At 68.1% G+C, this 19,571-nt stretch carries 17 protein-coding genes and 4 pseudogenes; 6 read left to right on the top strand and 15 right to left on the bottom strand.

Annotated elements, in window-relative coordinates:
- Positions 1 to 10: 10 nt before the first annotated feature.
- From OG453_RS35420 to OG453_RS35405, 4 genes are all read right to left on the bottom strand, one after another.
- On the bottom strand, positions 11 to 2,062 hold the full coding sequence (locus OG453_RS35420; RefSeq protein ID WP_266872642.1) for a beta-galactosidase: 2,052 nt from the start codon (positions 2,060 to 2,062) through the stop codon (positions 11 to 13).
- 69 nt (positions 2,063 to 2,131) lie between these two features.
- Positions 2,132 to 3,469 (bottom strand): ABC transporter substrate-binding protein, encoded by a 1,338-nt coding sequence (locus OG453_RS35415; protein WP_266872641.1) that lies wholly within the window; start codon positions 3,467 to 3,469, stop codon positions 2,132 to 2,134.
- 60 nt (positions 3,470 to 3,529) lie between these two features.
- Complete coding sequence (locus OG453_RS35410; protein ID WP_266872640.1) at positions 3,530 to 4,468, bottom strand: carbohydrate ABC transporter permease; 939 nt, start codon at positions 4,466 to 4,468, stop codon at positions 3,530 to 3,532.
- Positions 4,469 to 4,473: 5 nt separating this feature from the next.
- Entirely contained in the window at positions 4,474 to 5,400 is a 927-nt protein-coding gene (locus tag OG453_RS35405) for a carbohydrate ABC transporter permease (RefSeq protein ID WP_266872639.1), read from the bottom strand.
- A 248-nt stretch (positions 5,401 to 5,648) separates the two neighbouring features.
- Between OG453_RS35405 and OG453_RS35400 the strand changes: the two genes are divergently transcribed.
- A complete protein-coding gene (locus OG453_RS35400; RefSeq protein ID WP_266873247.1) occupies positions 5,649 to 6,677 on the top strand; it encodes a LacI family DNA-binding transcriptional regulator in 1,029 nt (342 codons plus the stop codon).
- Between the two features lie 43 nt (positions 6,678 to 6,720).
- Here OG453_RS35400 and OG453_RS35395 read toward each other — a convergent pair.
- A pseudogene (locus tag OG453_RS35395) lies at positions 6,721 to 6,828 on the bottom strand (sugar phosphate isomerase/epimerase); the annotation flags it as partial.
- Between OG453_RS35395 and OG453_RS35390 the strand changes: the two are divergent.
- Positions 6,788 to 7,156 (top strand): annotated as a pseudogene (locus OG453_RS35390) (ThuA domain-containing protein); the annotation flags it as partial. The pseudogenes OG453_RS35395 and OG453_RS35390 sit on opposite strands and share 41 nt — an antisense overlap.
- A gap of 209 nt (positions 7,157 to 7,365) precedes the next feature.
- Here OG453_RS35390 and OG453_RS35385 read toward each other — a convergent pair.
- The 8 genes from OG453_RS35385 to OG453_RS35350 all read right to left on the bottom strand — a co-directional run bounded on the left by OG453_RS35385 (position 7,366) and on the right by OG453_RS35350 (position 15,362).
- Complete coding sequence (locus tag OG453_RS35385; RefSeq protein WP_266872638.1) at positions 7,366 to 8,199, bottom strand: PIG-L family deacetylase; 834 nt, start codon at positions 8,197 to 8,199, stop codon at positions 7,366 to 7,368.
- A 322-nt stretch (positions 8,200 to 8,521) separates the two neighbouring features.
- Positions 8,522 to 9,895: a tryptophanase gene (locus OG453_RS35380; RefSeq protein ID WP_266872637.1), complete on the bottom strand. Its 1,374-nt coding sequence runs from the start codon at positions 9,893 to 9,895 to the stop codon at positions 8,522 to 8,524.
- 61 nt (positions 9,896 to 9,956) lie between these two features.
- Positions 9,957 to 11,120 carry a tryptophan dimethylallyltransferase family protein gene (locus OG453_RS35375; RefSeq protein ID WP_266872636.1) on the bottom strand — a complete coding sequence of 388 codons (1,164 nt, stop codon included), beginning with the start codon at positions 11,118 to 11,120 and terminating at the stop codon, positions 9,957 to 9,959.
- A gap of 350 nt (positions 11,121 to 11,470) precedes the next feature.
- Positions 11,471 to 12,817 carry a cytochrome P450 gene (locus tag OG453_RS35370; RefSeq protein WP_266872635.1) on the bottom strand — a complete coding sequence of 449 codons (1,347 nt, stop codon included), beginning with the start codon at positions 12,815 to 12,817 and terminating at the stop codon, positions 11,471 to 11,473.
- A complete protein-coding gene (locus OG453_RS35365) occupies positions 12,814 to 13,419 on the bottom strand; it encodes an ATP/GTP-binding protein (RefSeq protein ID WP_266872634.1) in 606 nt (201 codons plus the stop codon). Before OG453_RS35365 ends, OG453_RS35370 begins: the two co-directional genes overlap by 4 nt.
- Entirely contained in the window at positions 13,394 to 13,777 is a 384-nt protein-coding gene (locus OG453_RS35360) for a DUF742 domain-containing protein (RefSeq protein WP_266872633.1), read from the bottom strand. The genes OG453_RS35365 and OG453_RS35360 overlap by 26 nt, the downstream gene beginning before the upstream one ends.
- Positions 13,774 to 14,175, bottom strand: coding sequence for a roadblock/LC7 domain-containing protein (locus OG453_RS35355; RefSeq protein WP_266872632.1), 402 nt, complete (start codon positions 14,173 to 14,175; stop codon positions 13,774 to 13,776). Before OG453_RS35355 ends, OG453_RS35360 begins: the two co-directional genes overlap by 4 nt.
- Complete coding sequence (locus OG453_RS35350; RefSeq protein ID WP_266872631.1) at positions 14,172 to 15,362, bottom strand: ATP-binding protein; 1,191 nt, start codon at positions 15,360 to 15,362, stop codon at positions 14,172 to 14,174. Before OG453_RS35350 ends, OG453_RS35355 begins: the two co-directional genes overlap by 4 nt.
- Before the next feature lie 346 nt (positions 15,363 to 15,708).
- Here OG453_RS35350 and OG453_RS35345 point away from each other — a divergent pair.
- Positions 15,709 to 15,954 (top strand): annotated as a pseudogene (locus OG453_RS35345) (hypothetical protein); the annotation flags it as partial.
- 169 nt (positions 15,955 to 16,123) lie between these two features.
- Here the strand turns inward: OG453_RS35345 and eno are convergent.
- Entirely contained in the window at positions 16,124 to 17,425 is a 1,302-nt protein-coding gene (gene eno, locus OG453_RS35340) for a phosphopyruvate hydratase (protein ID WP_266872630.1), read from the bottom strand.
- A gap of 190 nt (positions 17,426 to 17,615) precedes the next feature.
- Here eno and OG453_RS35335 point away from each other — a divergent pair, with 190 nt between their 5' ends.
- Positions 17,616 to 18,038, top strand: coding sequence for a MarR family winged helix-turn-helix transcriptional regulator (locus OG453_RS35335; protein ID WP_266872629.1), 423 nt, complete (start codon positions 17,616 to 17,618; stop codon positions 18,036 to 18,038).
- A 16-nt stretch (positions 18,039 to 18,054) separates the two neighbouring features.
- On the opposite strand, the pseudogene OG453_RS35330 reads toward OG453_RS35335, so the two are convergent.
- Positions 18,055 to 18,240, bottom strand: a pseudogene (locus OG453_RS35330) (methyltransferase domain-containing protein); the annotation flags it as partial.
- A gap of 331 nt (positions 18,241 to 18,571) precedes the next feature.
- Here OG453_RS35330 and OG453_RS35325 point away from each other — a divergent pair.
- A complete protein-coding gene (locus OG453_RS35325; RefSeq protein WP_266872628.1) occupies positions 18,572 to 18,991 on the top strand; it encodes a molybdopterin-binding protein in 420 nt (139 codons plus the stop codon).
- Between the two features lie 77 nt (positions 18,992 to 19,068).
- A complete protein-coding gene (locus OG453_RS35320) occupies positions 19,069 to 19,461 on the top strand; it encodes a molybdopterin-binding protein (protein ID WP_266872627.1) in 393 nt (130 codons plus the stop codon).
- The last annotated feature ends 110 nt before the right edge of the window (positions 19,462 to 19,571 follow it).

Genomic DNA, 19,571 nt, shown 5'->3' with positions numbered 1-19,571 from the left:
GGGCACTCGCCTACGTCGCGGACTGCCGCAGGACCGCGACGTCGCGAGGCGCCAGGACGAGACTGCCGGAGGAGCTCTGCCCGAGGAGCACGTCCCCGCTCAGTTCCGGCAGTACGACGCACTCGTCCCCGCGGTTGACCAGGAAGAGATACCGGCTCTCCGCATCGTGGCGCACCACGAGCTCGACCAACCCCCGCGCCTGCTCAGGGAGTTCACTGGTCACCCCCACCGCGGCGAGCAGCTCGGGCAGCAGTCCGGCCAGGCCCTCGGCCCCGAGGCGCGTGGAGACGTACGTGGCCGAACCCCGGCCCGTCGTGCGCCGCGTGACCGCGGGGCGGGAGACGTAGGCGCCGGTGCGATAGCGGGCGAGCACCTCGACCTCCGGTCCCGTCACATCGATCCGATCGGTCCACATGCTCCCGGTGGCCCCGTTGTCCAGGTCCACGGAGTCGCCGTCGAGCAGCGGCCCGAACTCCTCGATCCGGATGCCGAGCAGCTCCCGCAGGGCGCCGGGGTAGCCGCCGAGCCAGATGTGGTCGTTCTCGTCGACGACACCGGAGAAGTACGTGGTGACGAGGTGGCCGCCGCCCTCGACGTACCGCGTGAGCTCCTTGGCGAGCGTCTGCGGCATCACATGCAGGACGGGGGCGATCACGACGTCGTACGAGGACGGATCCGTGCGGTGGGCGGGTACGACATCGGCGCGGATGCCGAGGCGCAGCAGTGCCGAGTACCAGTCAAGTGCCTCGCGGTGGTATTCGAGCCGCGAGGTGGGATGGGAGTCCAGCTCGCCGGCCCACCAAGAGTCCCAGTCGAACAGGACGGCCACGCGTGCGGGTTCACGCTCGGAGCCGGCGAGCGGCGCGAGGGCCTGGAGCGTGCACCCCAACTCGCTGACGGCGCGGAAGAGTTCGCTGTCGGCCCCGGCGTGCGGCACCATCGCCGAGTGGTATTTCTCGGCGCCCGCCGCCGACTGGCGCCACTGGAAGAAGCAGACGGCGTCGGCGCCGTGCGCGACATGCAGCAGCGAGTCACGGGCCAACTCCCCTTCATTCTTGGCCAGGTTGACGGGCTGCCAGTTCACGGCGCTGGTGGAGTGCTCCATCAGGAACCAGGGGCGGTGGCCCGCGATGCCGCTGGTCAGGTTGGCGGAGAAGGACAGTTCGTCGCGGTCCCGCGCTCCGGGGACGACGTAGTGGTCGTTGGAGACGAAGTCGAGCGCGCCCGATGCCGCCCAGTCCGCGTAGTCCATGCCCTTGGTGCCGCTCATCACCATGAAGTTGGTGGTGACGGGGACGTCCGGAGTGATCTCGCGCAGCACCTCGCGCTCGGCGATCAGGTGCTCCTTGAGCGCGTCCGACGAGAAGCGCTTGAAGTCGAGCTGCTGGGTCGGGTTGGGGTGTGAGGCCGCGAGGCGCGGCGGCAGGATCTGGCCCCAGTCGCTGTAGCGCTGGGACCAGAAGGCCGTGCCCCAGGCGTGGTTGATCCCGTCGAGGGTGGTGTAGCGGCGCCGCAGCCAGGTGCGGAAGGCGTGGGCCGCATCATCGGAGTAGTCGTAGACGTTGTGGCAGCCCAGCTCGTTGTTGACATGCCAGGCGATCAGGGCGGGGTGGCCGGCGTAGCGCGTCGCCACCTCCCGTACGAGCCGCAGCGCATGGGCGCGGAAGACCGGCGAGGTGGGCCGCCAGTGCTGCCGGGCGCCCGGCCACACCGTCTCGCCGGTCGCGGTCACCGGCAGGATCTCCGGGTGCGCGGTGGTCAGCCACGGCGGCGGTGAGGCGGTCGCGGTGGCCAGGTCGACGCCGATGCCACCCGCGTGCAGCAGGTCCATGACCTCGTCGAGCCAGCCGAAGTCCCAGCTGTCGGCGGTGGGTTGGAGCCGGGCCCAGGAGAAGATCGCCAGGGAGACGACGTTCACACCGGCTTCGCGCATCAGCCGGATGTCCTCCTCCCACACCTCCCGCGGCCACTGCTCGGGGTTGTAGTCGGCGCCGTAACCGATCCTCCGGCTGCCGTCGGGGCCCTTCGCGTACGGAAAACGGGAGGTGAGAGGGGCGGTCATGCACGTCCTTTCAAAGGAACGGTCTTCCAGGGGCGCGGAATCAAGCCGAGCGGAATCGAGCGGGGTGGGCTACTTCTCCACGGTGAAGCCCTGCTCGCCGCCGTACTTGACGGACGCCTCCTGCCACGACTTCAGGCCCGCCGACAGCTTCGTACCGGAGACATAGGCCTTGCCGACGGTGTCGTTGAAGATCGAGTTGGCGTACACCTGGTAGGGCAGGTACTTCCAGTCGGTGGGTACGTTCTTCGCGGACTCGGCGAAGATCTTGTTGGCCTTCTGGCCGCCGAAGTAGGGGAACGCGGTGTCCTGGAAGGACGAGGAGTTCAGGTCCTTGGTGGTGGCCGGGAAGGCGCCGTTCTTGATGCGGGTCCCCACGCCGGCACCGGAGTTGGCGTACTCGACGAAGGCGTACGCGAGTTCCTTGTTCTCGCCCAGCTCGGGCAGGGCCAGCGAGCTGCCGCCGTTCTCGGCGCTCACGTCGGCGCCCTTGGTCCACTGCGGCAGCGGTGCGGCTCGCCAGTCCCCCGCGGCGCCCTTCACGCCGGAGGCGAAGTTGGCGGGCATCCAGGCGCCGACGGTCAGCGTGGCGATGGTGCCGTCGCCCAGGCCCTTGTACCAGTCGTCGCTCCAGCCGCTGACGGGAGAGACCAGCTTCTCGTCGATCAGCTTCTGCCACGTGTCGGTGTACTTCTTCGCGCCCGCGTCGGTGAAGTCGATGCCGACCTTCGTGCCGTCGACCTTGTACGGCCGCGAACCGCCCTGCCACAGAAGGCTGGTGGTCAGGCCCGCGTCACCGACGTCGCTGGTGATGTACGCCTTCGGGTCGGCCTTGTGCAGCTTGCGGCCGGCCTCCACGTACTCGTCCCAGGTCGTCGGCACGGCGATCTTGTGCTTGTCGAAGACCTTCTTGTTGTAGAAGAGCGCCATCGGGCCGGAGTCCATGGGGAGGCCGTAGACGCCGTCGCCGGACTTCACCGCGTTCCACGGGCCCGGCGAGTACGACCCGGCCAGCTTGTCCGCTCCGTACGCCGAAAGGTCGGCGACCTGCTTCGTCAGGGCGTACTGCCCCAGTGCGTAGTACTCGATCTGCGCGACGTCCGGGACGCCCTTCTTCGCCGAGATGGCGTTCGAAAGCGCCTTGTACTGGTCGTTGTTCGTGCCCGCGTTGACCAACTTGACGTCGACCTTCGGGTACTTCTTCTCGAAGTCGGCCTCGACCTGCTTCAAGGTGGGCTCCCACGCCCACACGGTGACGGTGCCGCCCTTCTTCAGCGCGGCCTTGATGTCGGAGGCGCCGACCTTCTTCTGGGCGGAGTCGTCGTCTCCCGACCCGCAGGCGGTCGCCCCCAGAGCGAGAACGGTGAGAAGACCAAGTCCGCGCAGCAAGCGGCGGGAGTGCTTGGGCATGGCGATACTTCCACTTCGTCGTGGTTCGACAGGATGAGCGACCGCGCCTGCAGACCGCGCCTACTCCTTGACGCTTCCGGCGGCGAGGCCGGACTGCCAGTACTTCTGGAGCAGCAGGAAGGCGGCGATGAGGGGCACGATCGTGAGCAGCGAGCCGGTGACGACCAGGTTGAAGACGGCCTCGCCGCCTGCCGTGGCCGCCTGTTTGTTCCAGGCGTCGAGGCCGAGGGTGAGCGGGTACCAGTCGGGGTCCTTGAGCATGATCAGCGGCAGGAAGTAGTTGTTCCAGGTCGCGACCGTGGTGAAGAGAAGGACGGTGACCGTGCCGGGCGCGAGCAGCGGCAGGGCGACCTGGAAGAAGGTGCGCAGCTCGCTCGCGCCGTCGATCCGGGCGGCCTCCATCAGCTCCGTGGGGATCGCCTCGGTCGCGAACACCCACATCAGATAGAGCCCGAACGGCGAGATCAGGGACGGGATGATGACGGCCCACGGGGTGTCGGTCAGACCCATCTCGCTGAACATCAGGAACGTCGGGACGGCGAGCGCCGTGGTGGGCACCGCGACCGCGCCGATGACGACCGCGAACACGCCCCGCTTGCCGGGGAAGTCGAACTTGGCGAGCGCGTATCCGCCGAGTACGGCGAGGAAGGTGGCGCCGCCGGCGCCCACGACCACGTACAGCAGGGTGTTGAGGAGCCAGCGGCCGAAGACGCCGTCCTGGTACGTGAAGGTCTCGGTGATGTTGTCCCACAGGGCGAAGTCGCCGTCGAACCACAGGCCGAACGAACCGGCGAGTCCCTCCTGGGTCTTGGTGGCGCTGATCAGCAGCCACAGGAGCGGGACGAGGCTGTAGAGCAGGACGACGCCGGTGAGCAAGGTGAGCAGGACGCTGCGCCGGGGGCGCCGGGGTGTGTGTCGGCGCGGGGTGCGCAGGCGCGGTGCGGTGGTGCGCGGCCGTGCCGCGGGCCGGGGAGCGGTGGTGGTGCTCGGTCCCGTCATGGGGATCACGCTCCCTTGCGCATGCCGCGCAGCTGGACGACATAGGCGACGACCATGGTGAGCACGCCCATGACGATGGCGACCGTCGCGGAGTAGTTGTGCTGCTGGCCGGAGAAGGACAGCGAGTAGGTGTAGTAGTTCGGGGTGTAGTCCGTGGTGATCGCGTTGGGCGCGAGCTTCTGGAGGATGGCGGGCTCGTTGAAGAGCTGGAAGCTGCCGATGATCGAGAAGATCGTGGCGATGACCAGGGCGCCGCGGATCGCCGGAAGCTTGATCGCCGAGATGACCCGCCACTGGCCGGCGCCGTCGATCTGCGCGGCCTCGTAGAGCGAGTGCGGGATGACGCGCAGCGCGGAGTAGAAGATCAGCATGTTGTAGCCGACGAACTCCCAGGTGACGATGTTGCCGATCGACGCCAGGACCAGGTCCGATGAGAGCGGGTCGGGCAGGTGGACGCCGAACGCGTCGTTGATGTCGCCGACCAGGCCGAAGCGGGGCCCGTACATGAAGCCCCACATCAGCGTCGCGACGACGGCGGGTACGGCATACGGCAGGAAGACGGAGATCCGGAAGAAGTCCTTGCCGTACAGGCGGCCGCTGTCGATCGCGAGCGCCACAAGCAGGGCGATGCCCAGCATGATCGGCACCTGGACAAGGAGGAAGAGGCCTACACGGAAGACGGCGTCCCAGAACTTGCCGTCCTGCAGGGCCTGTTGGTAGTTGTCCAGGCCCACGAAGGTGGTGCCGCCGATGAGTTGTGTCCGGAACAGGCTCAGATAGACCGAGTACAGCAGCGGCGCCAGGAAGACCAGCGCGAAGACAAGCAGGAACGGCCCGATGAACCCCCATCCCCTCCATGAGCGGCGTGCGCGCCGCGGCGGTGGCCCGGCCGGGCGGGGGGCTGCTGCCGCCGGCGGTTGAAGCGTCGTCATCTCGCGTCCCTCGCTTGTGCTTCGCCAAACCGAAACCGCAGTTCACGTAAACGTTCCAGGCCGGTTGAGCGGCTCGACCAATGCGCGGGTCAGGCGATATGTTTACGTAAACATTCGATGGCGGCATGTCTACACTGCCTCCAGATGAGCGGTCAAGGGTTGCTCACGAAGGGCGGCACCTGGTGAGGGAGAGCGTGGACGGCACAGACGAACACACCCCGGCGTCACGGACGCCGGGCGACGGGCCCATCCCCGCGAGCCGCCCCGCACGACGCCGTTCCGTGTCGATGGCGGACGTGGCCCGGCTGGCCGGGGTCTCCTCCCAGACGGTCTCCCGCGTCTCCAACGGCTTTCCCGGAGTCAACGAAGCCACCCGCGAGCAGGTCCTCTCCGCGATGAGAGAGCTCGACTACCGCCCCAACAGCGCGGCCCGCGCCCTCAAGAGCGGCGAGTTCCGCACCATCGGCGTCATCACCTTCACCCTCTCCACGACGGGCAACGTCCGCACTCTGGAGGCGATCGCCACCTCGGCCGCCCAGGAGGGGTACGCGGTCACGCTGCTGCCCGTCGCGGTGCCCACCCAGGACGAGGTCCGCGGCGCCTTCTCGCGCCTTGGCGAACTGGCCATCGACGCGGCCATCGTCATCATGGAGGTCCACCTCCTCGACGACGCGCGCCTGTCGCTGCCACCGCACGTGAAGGTCGTCGTCGCCGACTCCGACGCCGGAGACCGGTACACGGTCGTGGACACGGACCAGGTCGGCGGCACCCGTGAGGCCATCGCCCATCTCCTCGACCTCGGCCACGAGACGGTCTGGCACCTCGCGGGACCCGAGAAGTCGTACGCGGCCCAGCGCAGAACGGAAGCCTGGCGCGCGGCGCTCGTGCAGGCCGGCCGCACGCCGCCCTCGCTCGTCCGCGGCGACTGGTCGGCCGAGTCCGGCTACCGCGCCGGCCTCGAACTCGCCGAACGCGCCGAGTGCACCGCGGTGTTCGCGGCCAACGACCAGATGGCACTCGGCCTGCTGCGCGCCCTCAACGAGCGCGGCCGCAAGGTCCCCGACGACGTCTCCGTGGTCGGCTTCGACGACATCGCCGAAGCCGGCTCGTTCCAGCCGCCGCTGACCACCGTCCACCAGGACTTCGGCGAAGTCGGCCGCCGCTGCGTGGACCGCGTACTGCACCAGGTCAAACACGGCGCACCGGAGCACGGCACCACCCTGGTGCCGACCCGACTCGTGGTACGCGCGAGCACTGCCCCGCCACCTGCGCGCTGACCGGCTTCGAGGGCACCCGCGCCGCCGCCACGGCCCCCTTGGACGCCATGCGTACCCCGAAGTCCCCCGCGTGCGGGGCCAGTTCCGCGCTCAGGTCGGCGACCCGTGACCTGGGGCCCGCCAGGTCACGTGATCCTTCCGCCAGGCCCCCCGGCCGGCAGGTCGGCGCGGCGAACAGGCTCGTCTGCACCCATACCGCCGGCTACCGCCACGATGCCATCCCTGCGGGTACCGACGCGCTCGTCAGGCTGGCCCGGGAGGCCGGGTTCGCGGCGGAGGCGACCGACGATCCGGGGGTGTTCACGCGGGAGCGGCTCGACCGGTGCGCGGCCGTGGTCCTCTTGTCGACCACCGGTCCGGTCCTCACCGACCAGGGCCGATCGGCCCTGGAGGCATACGTACGGCGCGGCGGCGGGCTCCTCGCCGTCCATGCGGCGGCCAACGCCGAACCCGACCGGCCCTTCTACGGCGACCTGCTCGGCACCCGCTTCGCCGGCCACCCGCCGCTCCAGCCCGGCCTGGTCCACGTGGAGGACCCCGCGCGACGCGGACGTCCGCGTCCTGCTGCGCGCCGACGAGTCCACGTACACCGGCGGCACGCACGGCGCGGACCATCCGCTCTCCTGGTGCCCTCCACTGGGCAGCGGGCCGCCAGGGATCCCGCGAAGGCCGCTGCCGAACAGGCGGATCAGCGCAGTCCGGCGAAGAGATCGTTCTCGGGTACGGTCGCGCCGGTGGTGTCCTTGACGCGTACGAAGGTCTCCATGCCCATCAACTCGCCGAACCTCTCCTTGCCCATCTTGAGGAAGAAGATGTTCTCGCCCTGACTGGCGTGCGCGGCCAGCGCGTCGAACTTCTGACCGCTGAACGCGAGGGTGTCGACCCACGTGGTGATCTCGTCGTCGGGCAGCCCGATCTCGGCCATCGCGGCGGCCTCGGCAGGATCCGGCTCCGGCATGTCCGGGTGAAACTCGCGCATGAGCTCCCCGAACCGCTGCATCCCCGAGCGGGGCATCGTCGTCCAGTACACCTTCGGTGTCAGCTCGGTCATCTCCAGCGCCGCCATCGTGATGCGGTGGGCCTGGATGTGGTCGGGGTGGCCGTAGAAGCCGTTCTCGTCGTACGTGACGACCACATCGGGCCGGTAGTGCCGCATGAGCTCGGCGAGTCGGGCGGCGCCTTCCTCCACGGGGGTCTGCCAGAAGGCTCCGGGGGCGTCGTTGCTCGGCCAGCCCATCATCCCGGAGTCGGCATAGTCGAGCAGCTCCAGATCGCCGACCTTCAGGACGTCACAGCTCTCCTTGAGTTCTTGACGGCGCATCAAGGCGACGGCCTCCGGATCGTGCCCGGGATCGCCCGGCTTGACGCCCTCAGGGCCGTCACCGCAACGGCCGTCGGTACAGGTCACGAGAACCGTGCGGATGCCTTCCGCCGCGTACCGCGCGAGGACGCCTCCGGTTCCGGTGGCCTCGTCATCGGGGTGGGCGTGTACTGCCATGAGCGTCAAGGGCCGGCCAGTCATGAAACTTTCCTCCTGCAGAAGTACATCTCGATCCGAGTGCGCGGCGGGCGTACCGCGCCCCTGGGGGCCGGCGGCGCCGCCGGTCCCTCGGTCGATGCAACCGCGCCGGACGGACCGGCTGTTCCCGACGCGGCCGATTGGTCTTCCGACGTAACCGTCGGGACGACAGGATTTGAACCTGCGACCCCTTGAACACCGCACCAAGCGAATGGGCCTCATCCATGTCCTCAACATGAACGAGGCCCACGCCGACAGGTCAAAGCGAGCACCCCCAGAGTCGGCCACCTTGCTCCAGGCGGCCGGGGCGACGGGTGATGGTAAGTCAGCCCGCGGATTTCACCGGTTCCAGCTGAATGCTGAAATGGCGCAGGATCGGTGACTGCCCAACGATGCGATAGCCGTGTACCGAGCTGGGATCCTTGGCTATGTCCGCCAGGGTCTGGGCGACATGGTCGTAATGGCTGCGGGTGTAGACCCGGCGCGGGAGCGCCAGCCTCACCAGTTCGTAAGGCGCGCTCTTCAGGGGGTTTCCCTGTTCGTCCTCCTCGCCGAGGTAAAGGGATCCCAGCTCTGCGGAGCGGATGCCCCCACGCAGATAGAGCTCGCAGACCAGTGCGGTGCCGGGGTACTGATGAGGCGGTATGTGGGGCAGGAGACGCCCGGCGTTGAGGTAGAGGGCATGCAGGCCTGCGGGTTCGACGATGTCGACGCCGACGGCGCGGATGCGCTCGGCAAGGTAGTTGGCTGCCTCGGCGCGCTCCGCCAGATAGGTCGGCTCGGTGACCTCGAGGAGGCCTTGGGCCATCATGTCGAGATCACGGCCGGCCAGACCGCCATAGGTGGAGAAGCCTTCGGTGGCGATGAGCAACCCATTGCACTTCTCGGCGAGTTCGGGGTCCTTGAGACCGATGAAGCCGCCGATGTGGACGATGCCGTCCTTCTTGGCGCTCATGATGCATCCGTCCGCCAGGCTGAAGGCCTCTTCGGAGACCTGGCGAGGGGTGCGGTCCTGGTATCCGGATTCGCGGCGGGTCACCAGCCAGGCGTTCTCCGCGAAGCGCGCGGCGTCCAGGATCATGGGGACGCTGTGGCGGCGGCACAGTTCGGCCGTCCGGCGCAGATTCTCCATGGAGACCGGCTGCCCGCCACCGCCGTTGTTGGTGATGGTCATCACCACGGCCGAGACAGGGGACTCGTGTGCGCCCTCGAGTGCCTGCTGAAGAGCGGACAGGTCGATGTTGCCCTTGAAGGGATAGTCGCTGTCGAGGTCCGCGGCCTCGGCGCAGGGCAGGTCACGTGCCTGGCAGCCGGTCAGTTCCACGTTGGCGCGAGTGGTGTCGAAGTGAGTGTTCGACAGGACGGTGCTGCCGGGTTCCAGGAGCGCGGCGAACAGAATGCGTTCCGCCGCCCTTCCTTGATGGGTCGGCAAGATGTGTGGATATCCGGTGAGTTCGCTGACGACGGCGTGCCAGCGGTAGAACGAACGGGATCCGGCGTAGGACTCGTCGGCGTTCATACCGGCGGCCAGCTGGGCTGCGGAGAGCGCGCCTGTTCCCGAGTCACTCAGCAGATCAATGGTGACCTCGTCGGCACGCAGGTCGAAGGGGTTGTAGGCGACCCGCTTGAGGGCCTCCTCGCGCTGCGCGCGAGTCGTGAGGGCGAGGGGCTCGACAACCTTGATGCGGTAGGGCTCCACTTACGTTCTTCCTTTTGCTCTACGTGTGCTTGATACGTGGCCTGTGATGCCGCGCCCCTGCTTAGGGGGCGCTTGATTCCCGCGGGGGCAGGGACGGCGGCGGGCGGACCGCGTACGCCTCGGAGGAGAGGTAGACGGTGACGCGGGGCTGCCGGTGCTGCTGATGCGCGAGGGCCAGGTAGGCGATCAGCCCGACGCCGTCGGTGAGTTCCCGGGAGGTGAGGGCGGCCAGGGCTCGGCGGAGAGCTGATGCGTCCATGCCGAAGTGGGTCAGCAGGGCCGTAGCCCGGGCGAGGGCCTCCTCGTCGTCGCGGACGTAGTCCCGGACGGGAATGTGCAGCGTAAAGCCGCTCGGTGAGGCGGTCTCTCTGTCAGTGAAGGCATGACAGGTGAGCGCGGGCCGCCGTAGTAACCGCGGGCTCTCTCCGGCCTTCCGACCGGGCAGTGGGACCGATTCTGCGGCCAGCCGGAAGAAGGATCTGACCTGGTCTTCCGCCAGGTCGGGCGCGGTACGGCTCACCGTGACAGCATCGTCTGCGGACATGCGGGGATGCTTGACGTACACCCTGGCGCGAGGCGTCGCCCAACTGCCCAGGTCGAGGGCGATGAAGGGGTAGCCCGCCCCGTCGGGAAGCGCTGCGAACGCGTCGGCGTGGCCGAGTCGGTACAGCGCTTCCCGCACTGTCCGGGCCGCGTTCTCGGGGCCGTCGACGGAGGGGTTCAGATAGACCTTGACCCCGGGTATTCCTCCGGGACGCAGATCCAGCGCGTACCAGAGAGCCATCGGCCCCTCCGCGGCATCCGGGAAGAGGAGGTCTTCCAAGACGTCGAGTTGAGCGGTGGAGAAATTCCACCGGTCGGCCATCTCACGGATGACCTTCAGACCGACACGACCGCTCTCGGCCATGTCACCGGAAGCGCAACCGGGTTCCACCAGCATCCGCAGGGTCGGAGCGGCATCCGGGGTGAAGGCGAGGGAGAACTCGACCGGGGTGTGGTCATCGGAGATGAAGCTGAGCGAGGCCGGCGGCAGAGTCAACGGCCGGTGCGCGGTGTCCGCCAGGGAGTCCATCAGGACCTGGCCGTACGTGCGCGTGTCCGCGTCCGTCAGCCCGGCGATGGGGGCCAGGCGCAGCAGTTGGCCCAGGACGTGTTCGCCGAGCGTTGTTCTGTTGGATCCGGCGGCGGATGCCGACGCGGAGTCGGGCATCAGGAGCGCACTCACCGCGCCCCCAGCAGCGCTCGGCGCCGGGATCCGTCGCGCGTCGGCAGCACCCCCGCAGGCGGCCTGCCGGTGAGCGAGGAGGCAAAAAGATACCCGCCGGGAGAGGCGGGTATCCGACCTTGTTCTCCATCGAGCTCAGCGCCTATGGGCACGGCATTTCGTCTGAAAGGCGAATCCCTCCGGGGTGGCCGAGCCGCAGATGGATGGGCGGGTATGCCGTGGGGCTCCACTGTCTCTCCTTCACCGTGTGACAACCCAGACAGTCCGCGTGGTCCTACCCCGGCGATTCAGCCTTCATGCAACTAGCAATTACCTCATGTGTCTCCTGCGTCACATCGCGTTGCCCGGCTTCACCCCTGCAGCCAGGTGAGGAAGGCGCTCCACCGCCCGGGGCGCTTGGCGTTGCCCTGTTCGGTGCTCGGCACCGAACGCTGGGGCGCCTGGGGCTGTCGGGGTGTCTCCGGCTGCTGTGTCTGTGGCTGTGCCGAAGCGCGTGGTTTGACGGGGCCGAACCGGACGGGAAGCTGCGCCAATGCCCGGTTGAACGGGCCGGGCCGCCAGGCCAGGCTTTCCTCCGGGACCGCGAGTTCGACGTCGGGCAGTTCGTTGAGCAGGTGCTCGATGGCCGTCAGGGTGATGAGCCGGGCGGGGTCCTTGGAGGGGCACGCGTGCGGGCCGGCACTCCAGGCGAGGTGAGAACGATTGCTGCCGGCCTGGTCCGCCAGAGAGGCGTTGGCGGCTGCGAAGCTCACCATCACCAGCTCTCCGGCGCGGACCTTGTGACCGGCCACATCCGTGTCCACGGCCGGATAGTGGGGCGCGTAGTTGGCCATGGGCGGATTGCGCCACAGGGTGTCGTCGAGAGCTTCGTCCAGCAGTCCGCTGCGCGCGAAACGTTCGTTGGTGAACACGTGGTGCAGCGTGTTGCCGAGGAGGCCGCGCAGCGGCTCGGCACCGGCGCCGAGAAGCAGCACGAGCTGGTGAACCATTTCCATGTCGTTCAGCTGCGCGGGATGCTCCATCAGCCAGGAGGTGACGTCCTCGCCCGGCTGGTCCCGCTTCAGGGCGACCAGTTCACCGACGGCCTGGACGAGCACCTGGTTGGCCTGTTCCGCGTTGACGCCGTCGAACATGCCGCCGATGCCGAACATCACCCGGTCACCGATCTCCGGCGGGCAGCCGAAGAGTTCGTTGAACATGAACAGGGGAAACGGCTTGGCGTAGTCGTTGAGCAGGTCAGCCGAACCGCGGGCGCTGAACTGGGCGATGAGATACTCGGCGACCCGCTCGACGTTCCGGCTCAGCTGGATGTCGCTGATCCGGGCCAGACTGTCGGTGACGGCCTGGCGCAGCCGCAAGTGGGGGGCGCCGTCGGTGAACATGCAGTTGGGCCGCGGGGCGAGCAGGGGAAGGACCGGGCTGTCGGCGGGTATCCGTCCTTCACTGAGGGCTTGCCAGCCGTGTGGGTCCTTACGGAAGACCGCCGGATTCTGCAGCAGATCGAGCGCCGCGCCGTAGTCCGTCACCAGGGTCGCTTCCACTCCGGGAGCGAGCTCGACGGGCGTAGCGGGTCCGTGATGGCGCATGTACGCGTAGAAGGCATGCGGGTCGGCGGCGAACTGTGCCGTGTGGAGGGGGACCGGCTGACCGCTGTCGTGCGCGGGGCAGCCGGGTGGCGGGACGGGGGCGGTGGTCATGCGTGCTCCAGGGCGGCGCGTTGCTGTAGGTGGCGAACTAGCGTGATCAGTGCGTCTGTCGACGATCTCTGGTCCCGCGCGTCCATGACGACGACCGGGGTATCGGGCAGCAGGTCGAGCGCTTCGCGCACTGCCGCCTCTGTACGCGCCGGAGTACCGTCGAAGTGGTTGATGGCGATGGCGTAGTCGAGGCCGTGTTCCTCGATCAGGTCCATGACGGCGAACGAGTCCGACAGCCGCTCGGGGTCGACCAGGACCAGGGCTCCCAGGGCGCCGCGGGCCATGTCTTCCCAGAGGTTGACGAACCGCTGTTGTCCCGGGGTGCCGAACAGATAGAGCACCACGCGGTCGCTGAGCGTCAGCCGTCCGAAGTCCAGGGCGACCGTGGTGGTGGTCTTGCCCCGCACCCCCTTGAGATCGTCCACGGTCTCGGAGACGCGCGTCATGCTCTCCTCGGTGGACAGCGGGCTGATCTCGGAGAGCGTGCTGATGAGTGTGGTCTTGCCGACAGCGAAGTGTCCGACGACCAGGATCTTCACAGCGGTCTGCTCCGCGCCGCGCCGTACGTAGGCGTCATCATCCAAGGCGGGCCTTGAGACCATCCAGCACCTCCTGCAAGAGTTCTTTGTCGACCAGGCGAGCCTGGGGCACCGGCGCGCGGGTCAGCAGGTAGCCGCCCTCTGCGAGGGAGCTGAGAAGGACTTTGAGCACGCCCAGGGGGAGATGGGTGTGCCCGGCGATCTCGGCGACGGAGAGGTAGCCGCCCGCGCACATCTCGAGGACCTGCTGCTCTTCGGGAGAGAGCCGAGCGGGACGCTGCCGCTGGTCGGCGGCCGTCGTGACGAGAGTAATGAGCGCAAACTGGTTCTCGCCGGGAAGATCCCGCCCGCCGGTGATGACATAGGGCCGGACTAAGTGGCCCGATTCGAGTTCGGGCTCAGGGAGGTCTTGGTCGGTCATCGGCGATGGCCGATGTCTTCGCGGGGTGGTGTCGTCAGTTCCTTGCCCAGCTGGCCGACGAGCTGCTGCATGCGGAAGGTGATGTCGGCCATGTCGACGTCGAGGTTCGCCGCGACCGCGAGGTAGGCGCCCGTCCCCGCGGAGACGAGGAAGACCCAGCCGCCGTCGAACTCGACCAGCGTCTGACGCCACTGCAGGCTGTCGTCGTCACAGAAGAACCCGAGGGAGCGGCTGAGAGAATGCACTCCGCTCATCGCGGCGGCGACCTTGTCGGCCGAATCGCGACCGAGCCCCGAAGTACGGGACATCGGCAGCCCGTCGCCGGAGACCAGAACCGCATGCAGGGCCCCGGGAATCTCCAGGGCACTCTCGAGCATCCAGGACAGATCAGTACTCACGGGGCGTCAGGTCCTTTGCGTGCGTCGGCGTGGCCCGGCTGGTCCTCGAGGTCCGGCAGCGTGGTCCTGCCGTGCTCGGTGCCGCGCTGGAAGGCACCGAGGATCGATGCCGTCTCACTGCTCGAACGAGCGGGCTGGCGGGCGGGGGGCTCGCCGCTCGGCACCACACTCATGGTCCGCTTGCGCCTGCGTTTGGGCAGCCCGTCGGCCGTGGTCGCCGGCGCCTCCGGCTCACTCCCGTTCGAGACCGGGTCCGTCGGGGCAGCGGTGGGCTTCGGCTCCGGCATGCTGGTAAGCAGGTCCTTCGGGAGGAGAACCACCGCGCGAACGCCACCGTAGGGAGAGGCGGTGTCGACCGTCACGCTGAAGTCGTAGCGAGCACACAAGGCGCCGATCACCGCGAAGCCGAACTGCGGCGGGTTGCCGAGATCGCTGACGCTGGCCGCACGTGCACCCGACAGGAGGGACGAGGCGTGGGTCTTCTCCTCCTCGTTCATCCCGACACCCGCGTCGTCGATCACGATGCAGATGCCGCTCGGCACCGTCCGCACGTTGATCTCGACCACGGTTTCAGGCGCCGAATAGCTCGTGGCATTGTCGAGCAATTCGGCGACTGCGAGCGCGACCGGCTCGACCGCCCTGCTGGTCACGGCGAAATTGATCTGCGAAAGAATCTCGACCCGCGGGAAGTGACGGATCCTTCCCTGAGCGCTGCGGATCACGTCATAGACCGACGCCGGGTCCCGCTGTCTGCCGAGCCAACCCTGACACAGCACGGCTATGGACTGCGCGCGTCTGCCGAATTGACTGTTCATGTGGTCGATGTCCAGCATGTCCCGCAGAACGGCTGAGTCGCCGTACTTCTGCTGCAACTGGGAGATGGCCTTCTGCTGCTCCGCGGCGAGACCCTGGAGTGTCCGCATCGCGGACTTCAGTACGGTCTTCGTCGCGTTCTCCGCCTCCTCCTTGGCCTGCCGAACAATCTCGTCGTAACTGCTGCGCAGTTCGACGAGACTGGCTTCAAGGGCGGCGTACTGGCTTCGCAGGTCGGCGTTGGACGCCTCAGACTGCTGTCTCTCCTGACGTAAAGCTCTGATCGCCCTACGCTGGCGCACAACGAGAGTGGCCGCAGCAGGGACGCCGGCAGTCAAAGCCCAGACCGCCGGATCCTGCAAGTAGTTCGTCATATGACTCTCTTCAACTGACTGGAGTCCAGTTACTGGAACCTGCCCGCGAGCCCCTCGACGGCGGTCGCATGCGCCGCCCGGGTCGCCCTTGCCGCGGGCGTTTCATGGGGGGTGAACATCCGCTCGACAAGCGCCATGATCATACCACTCAGGTATATTGACGGATCGTCATATCGGAACGCCTATGCCAGGCCCTGGGGCCAACCTGCGCCCAGTCGTGTCGTAATGTCCTGGCGCGCCCAAATCCTCATCCGTATCAAGCTCAGCGTTTCGGCCGGCGGGCTGTCCAAGTCAACGGCCCTGTCTCGCAGTCGGTGGTTGCGAAGATCCACGAGGGCTCGCTGACATCCATGTGATGAATGTCAACGAGCCTGTGCAGATGGTGTTTTCAGGGCTGTCTCCACCGGCCATCGAGGATGTGGTCGACGCCGAAGGAGACCGCGGTCCGCCCGGAGTGCGGGGCGTGGTCAGGGCGCGTGCACGTCTGCCAACGCTGTTCGCCGTGGGATTGCCACCCCGCACGGCCCTGCGCACTCTGTTGCGTATCTCACTTCCCACCGGCCGGGTGCCCTTCGTGATCGGCGTCGACGACTGCTCACCAACCAGGCCCGAAAACCTCAAGGCCGCTCGCGCCCCCTTGCCCCCTTCAAGTTCGCCATTCCGGTCCGGAGTTCTGAAGTCCCTGTGCCACCCGTACGAAGCCGTATACGGAAGTACGGCGCATACCCACCGCCCCCAGGGCGAAAAGGCGCCGCAGTTCGTCAGAAGCGGTGCAGTGCCGCTCCGCCCGCGTACCGCGCCGACGCGCCCAACTCCTCCTCGATCCTGATGAGTTGGTTGTACTTCGCCGTACGGTCGGACCGGGACAGTGACCCGGTCTTTATCTGACCGCAGCCCGTCGCCACCGCCAGGTCCGCGATGGTGGTGTCCTCCGTCTCGCCGGAGCGGTGCGACATGACGACGGTCCAACCCGCACGGTGCGCGGTGGCGACCGTGGCGAGGGCTTCGGTGAGGGTGCCGATCTGGTTGACCTTGACCAGGACGGAGTTGCCGACGCCGGTGCGGATGCCCTCGCGCAGCAGATCCTCGTTGGTGCAGAACACGTCGTCGCCGGTGAGCTGGCAGCGGTCGCCGACGCGGGCGGTCAGCTCACGCCAGCCGTCCAGGTCGTCCTCGGCCATCGGGTCCTCGATGGAGACGACCGGGTACGCGTCGATCAGCTTGGCCAAGTAGTCGACGTGCTCGGTGGGCGTACGGCACACGCCCTCGCCCGCGTACACATACGTACCGTCCTGGAAGAACTCCGACGAGGCCGGGTCCATGACAAGGCCGATGTCCGTGCCGGGCCGGTATCCGGTGCGGTCGATGGCCGCCATGACGAAGTCGAGTGCCTCCTCCGCCGTGCGCAGCGCGGGCGCGAAGCCACCCTCGTCGCCGACGCCCGTGGCGTGCCCGGCGGACAGCAGGTCGCGGCGGAGCGTGTGAAAGACCTCGGATCCCATGCGGACGGCTTCGGCGAAGGTCGCCGCGCCCACCGGAGCGATCATGAACTCCTGGAAGTCCAGCGGGTTGTCGGCGTGGGCGCCGCCGTTGATGATGTTCATCATCGGCAGCGGGAGAAGACGGGCGTCGGCCCCGCCGAGGTAGCGGTAGAGGGGCTGACGGTGGGCCGCCGCGGCGGCCTTGGCGGCGGCGAGGGAGACGCCGAGGAGTGCGTTGGCGCCGAGGCGGGACTTGTCCGCCGTACCGTCGAGTGCGACGAGCGCGGCATCGAGACCGGCCTGGTCGTCGGCGTCGCGCCCCACGACCGCGGACGCGATGTCGCCGTTGACGTGGGCCACCGCACGGTCGACGCCCTTGCCGTGCCAGCGCCCGGGATCCCCGTCGCGCAGCTCCACCGCTTCGCGTGCGCCGGTGGAGGCGCCGGACGGGACCGCGGCGCGGCCGAGGGATCCGTCGACGAGAAGGACATCGGCCTCGACGGTGGGGTTGCCCCGGCTGTCGAGCACCCTGCGGGCGGTGACGGACTGAATGACGGTGGACTCAACTGCCCTGGAAACCATGGGAGGTCCTTCGCGTTAGACGCACGCCGCGGCCCTGCTGCGACAACGCTGGCGCGTGCCGCGACGACGCCGACTCTACAGCAATGCTGTTCAGTTCCGCTGTTCAGTTGTGCTGTTCAGTTGTGCTGTTCAGCAAAGCTGTACAGACAGGGTGCGCAGGGCCGCTGCCGACCACCGGTTAAAGTGCCTCATGCCCACCCCGGAACCCGCCGCCGTCGCCACCGAACTGCGTACCGCGATGGGTAAGCTCACGCGCCGCGTGAAGCACGAGGACCGGATTCCGCACGGCCAGGTCTCCGTGCTCGGCACCCTTGATCGCGACGGGGCCATGACCACCAGTGATCTCGCCGCGGATCAGCGCGTACGCCCCCAGTCCATGGCCCGTGCGGTCGGGCTGCTCATGGAGCAGGGCCTGGTCGTCCGCCGGGCGCATCCCACGGACGGCCGCAAGTCCCTGGTCGAGCTCTCCCCCGCGGGACGGGCCGCCCTTGAGGCGGAGCGCGGGCGCAGGGTCGGCTGGCTCGCCCAGGCCATCGAGACCGAGCTCACCGACGAGGAGCGGGACGTTCTGGCGCGCAGCGCCGCCCTGATGGAGCGGCTCGCCGCGCGCTGAAGCGTGTCGCACAAGGTGCGTCGAACTGTCCGTCGACGAAGGGGAGGTCTTCGGCAACCGCGTCGACGGCGGTGGCTAGTTGGGCCGGACGCCGGGCGCGCATCGCCAAGGAGGGTTCGACCGCGGTGATCGTGTGCGCCGCGGTCTCGTACGATCCGGTGCCCGCGCCGATGTTGAGGACGGTGCGCGCATCCCCGAGGGCTTGGGCGATGACGTTCAGGCCTGGCCGGAGCTGCGGTGCCCTCGCCCCGAGCAACGACTTTTCCATCTTGCATCTGCCATATGCAATCTCATATCCACCTGGTGAATGCTTGGCTGATCAGACAATGAGGGTGGCATGTGCTCCGGTGCACTTGGAGGATGTGTCGGCCCGGGCCCGGTTGTCGCCTTGCTCCATCTGCCATCCTCAAGGCGGGATTGCCCTGGTGGGCGCGACGGGGTCCCAGCAGTCCGTTCGCGGCCGTCATAGGTTCGAGGAACGGCGGCCGCCGCTGCGGCCTCGTCCCACCTGACGACCCGTGAGGCAGCACCCCATGACCCTGAGCATCCGCAACCAGATTCCCGGCACCGTCTCCTCCGTCACCGCCGGCGAGGCCATGGCGACCGTCAAGGTCCGTCTCGCGGGCGGCCAGGACATCACCGCCGCGATCACCACCGAGTCCGTCAAGGACCTTGGCTTCACCGAGGGCTCAGTGGTGAAGATCCTCGTGAAATCCACCGAGGTTTCCCTGGCCACCGGGCCGGTCCAGGGCGTCTCCATCCGCAACCAGATCGCGGGCACGGTCACGGACATCTCCACCGGCGGCGCCATGGCTTCCGTCAAGGTCGACGTCGAGGGCGGTGCGCTCACCGCCGCCATCACGAAGGATGCCGTCGCAGACCTGAACCTGGCCTCCGGCTCCCCCGTCGTCGCGCTCATCAAGTCGACCGAGATCTCCCTCGCCACCGCCTGACACTGCCTGCCGCCCCGGAGTGCGGGCCCGGCGGGGCTCTGACAGGGCCGAGGGGTTCCGCACCTATTGTTGCGGGCATGCAGCGCTACACAATCGGGCAGGCGGCCCGCCTGCTGGGCGTGAGTCCGGATACCGCGCGCCGGTGGGCCGATGCCGGGCGCGTGACCACCCACCGGGATGAAGGCGGGCGCCGGCTCATCGACGGGCGGGACCTGGCCGCCTTCTCGGTCGAGCTCGCCAAGCAAGGTGCTGACGAAGACGCGTCCTACACGTCCGTCCGCAACGCCTTCCCGGGCATCGTGACCGGTGTGCAGCTCGGCGATGTCGCGGCGCAGGTGGAGATCCAGGCCGGGCCACACCGACTGGTCTCGCTGCTGACCCGGGAGGCCGTGGAGGAGCTGGGCCTCGAGGTCGGCATGGAGGCCACCGCCCGCGTGAAGTCGACCAACGTACATATCGACCGGACCTGACGCACCTGGCCACAGCCTCCCGGACGCCGTTACCTGCACCGCCTCCCCGTACAAACGCACATACCACCCCTGCCTCTCATTCATCCGGCTCATGCGATGCAACAGGAGAC

This window comes from Streptomyces sp. NBC_01381 (assembly GCF_026340305.1).
Taxonomy (GTDB): Bacteria; Actinomycetota; Actinomycetes; order Streptomycetales; family Streptomycetaceae; genus Streptomyces.
This window is presented reverse-complemented; position numbering and strand designations above follow the sequence as displayed.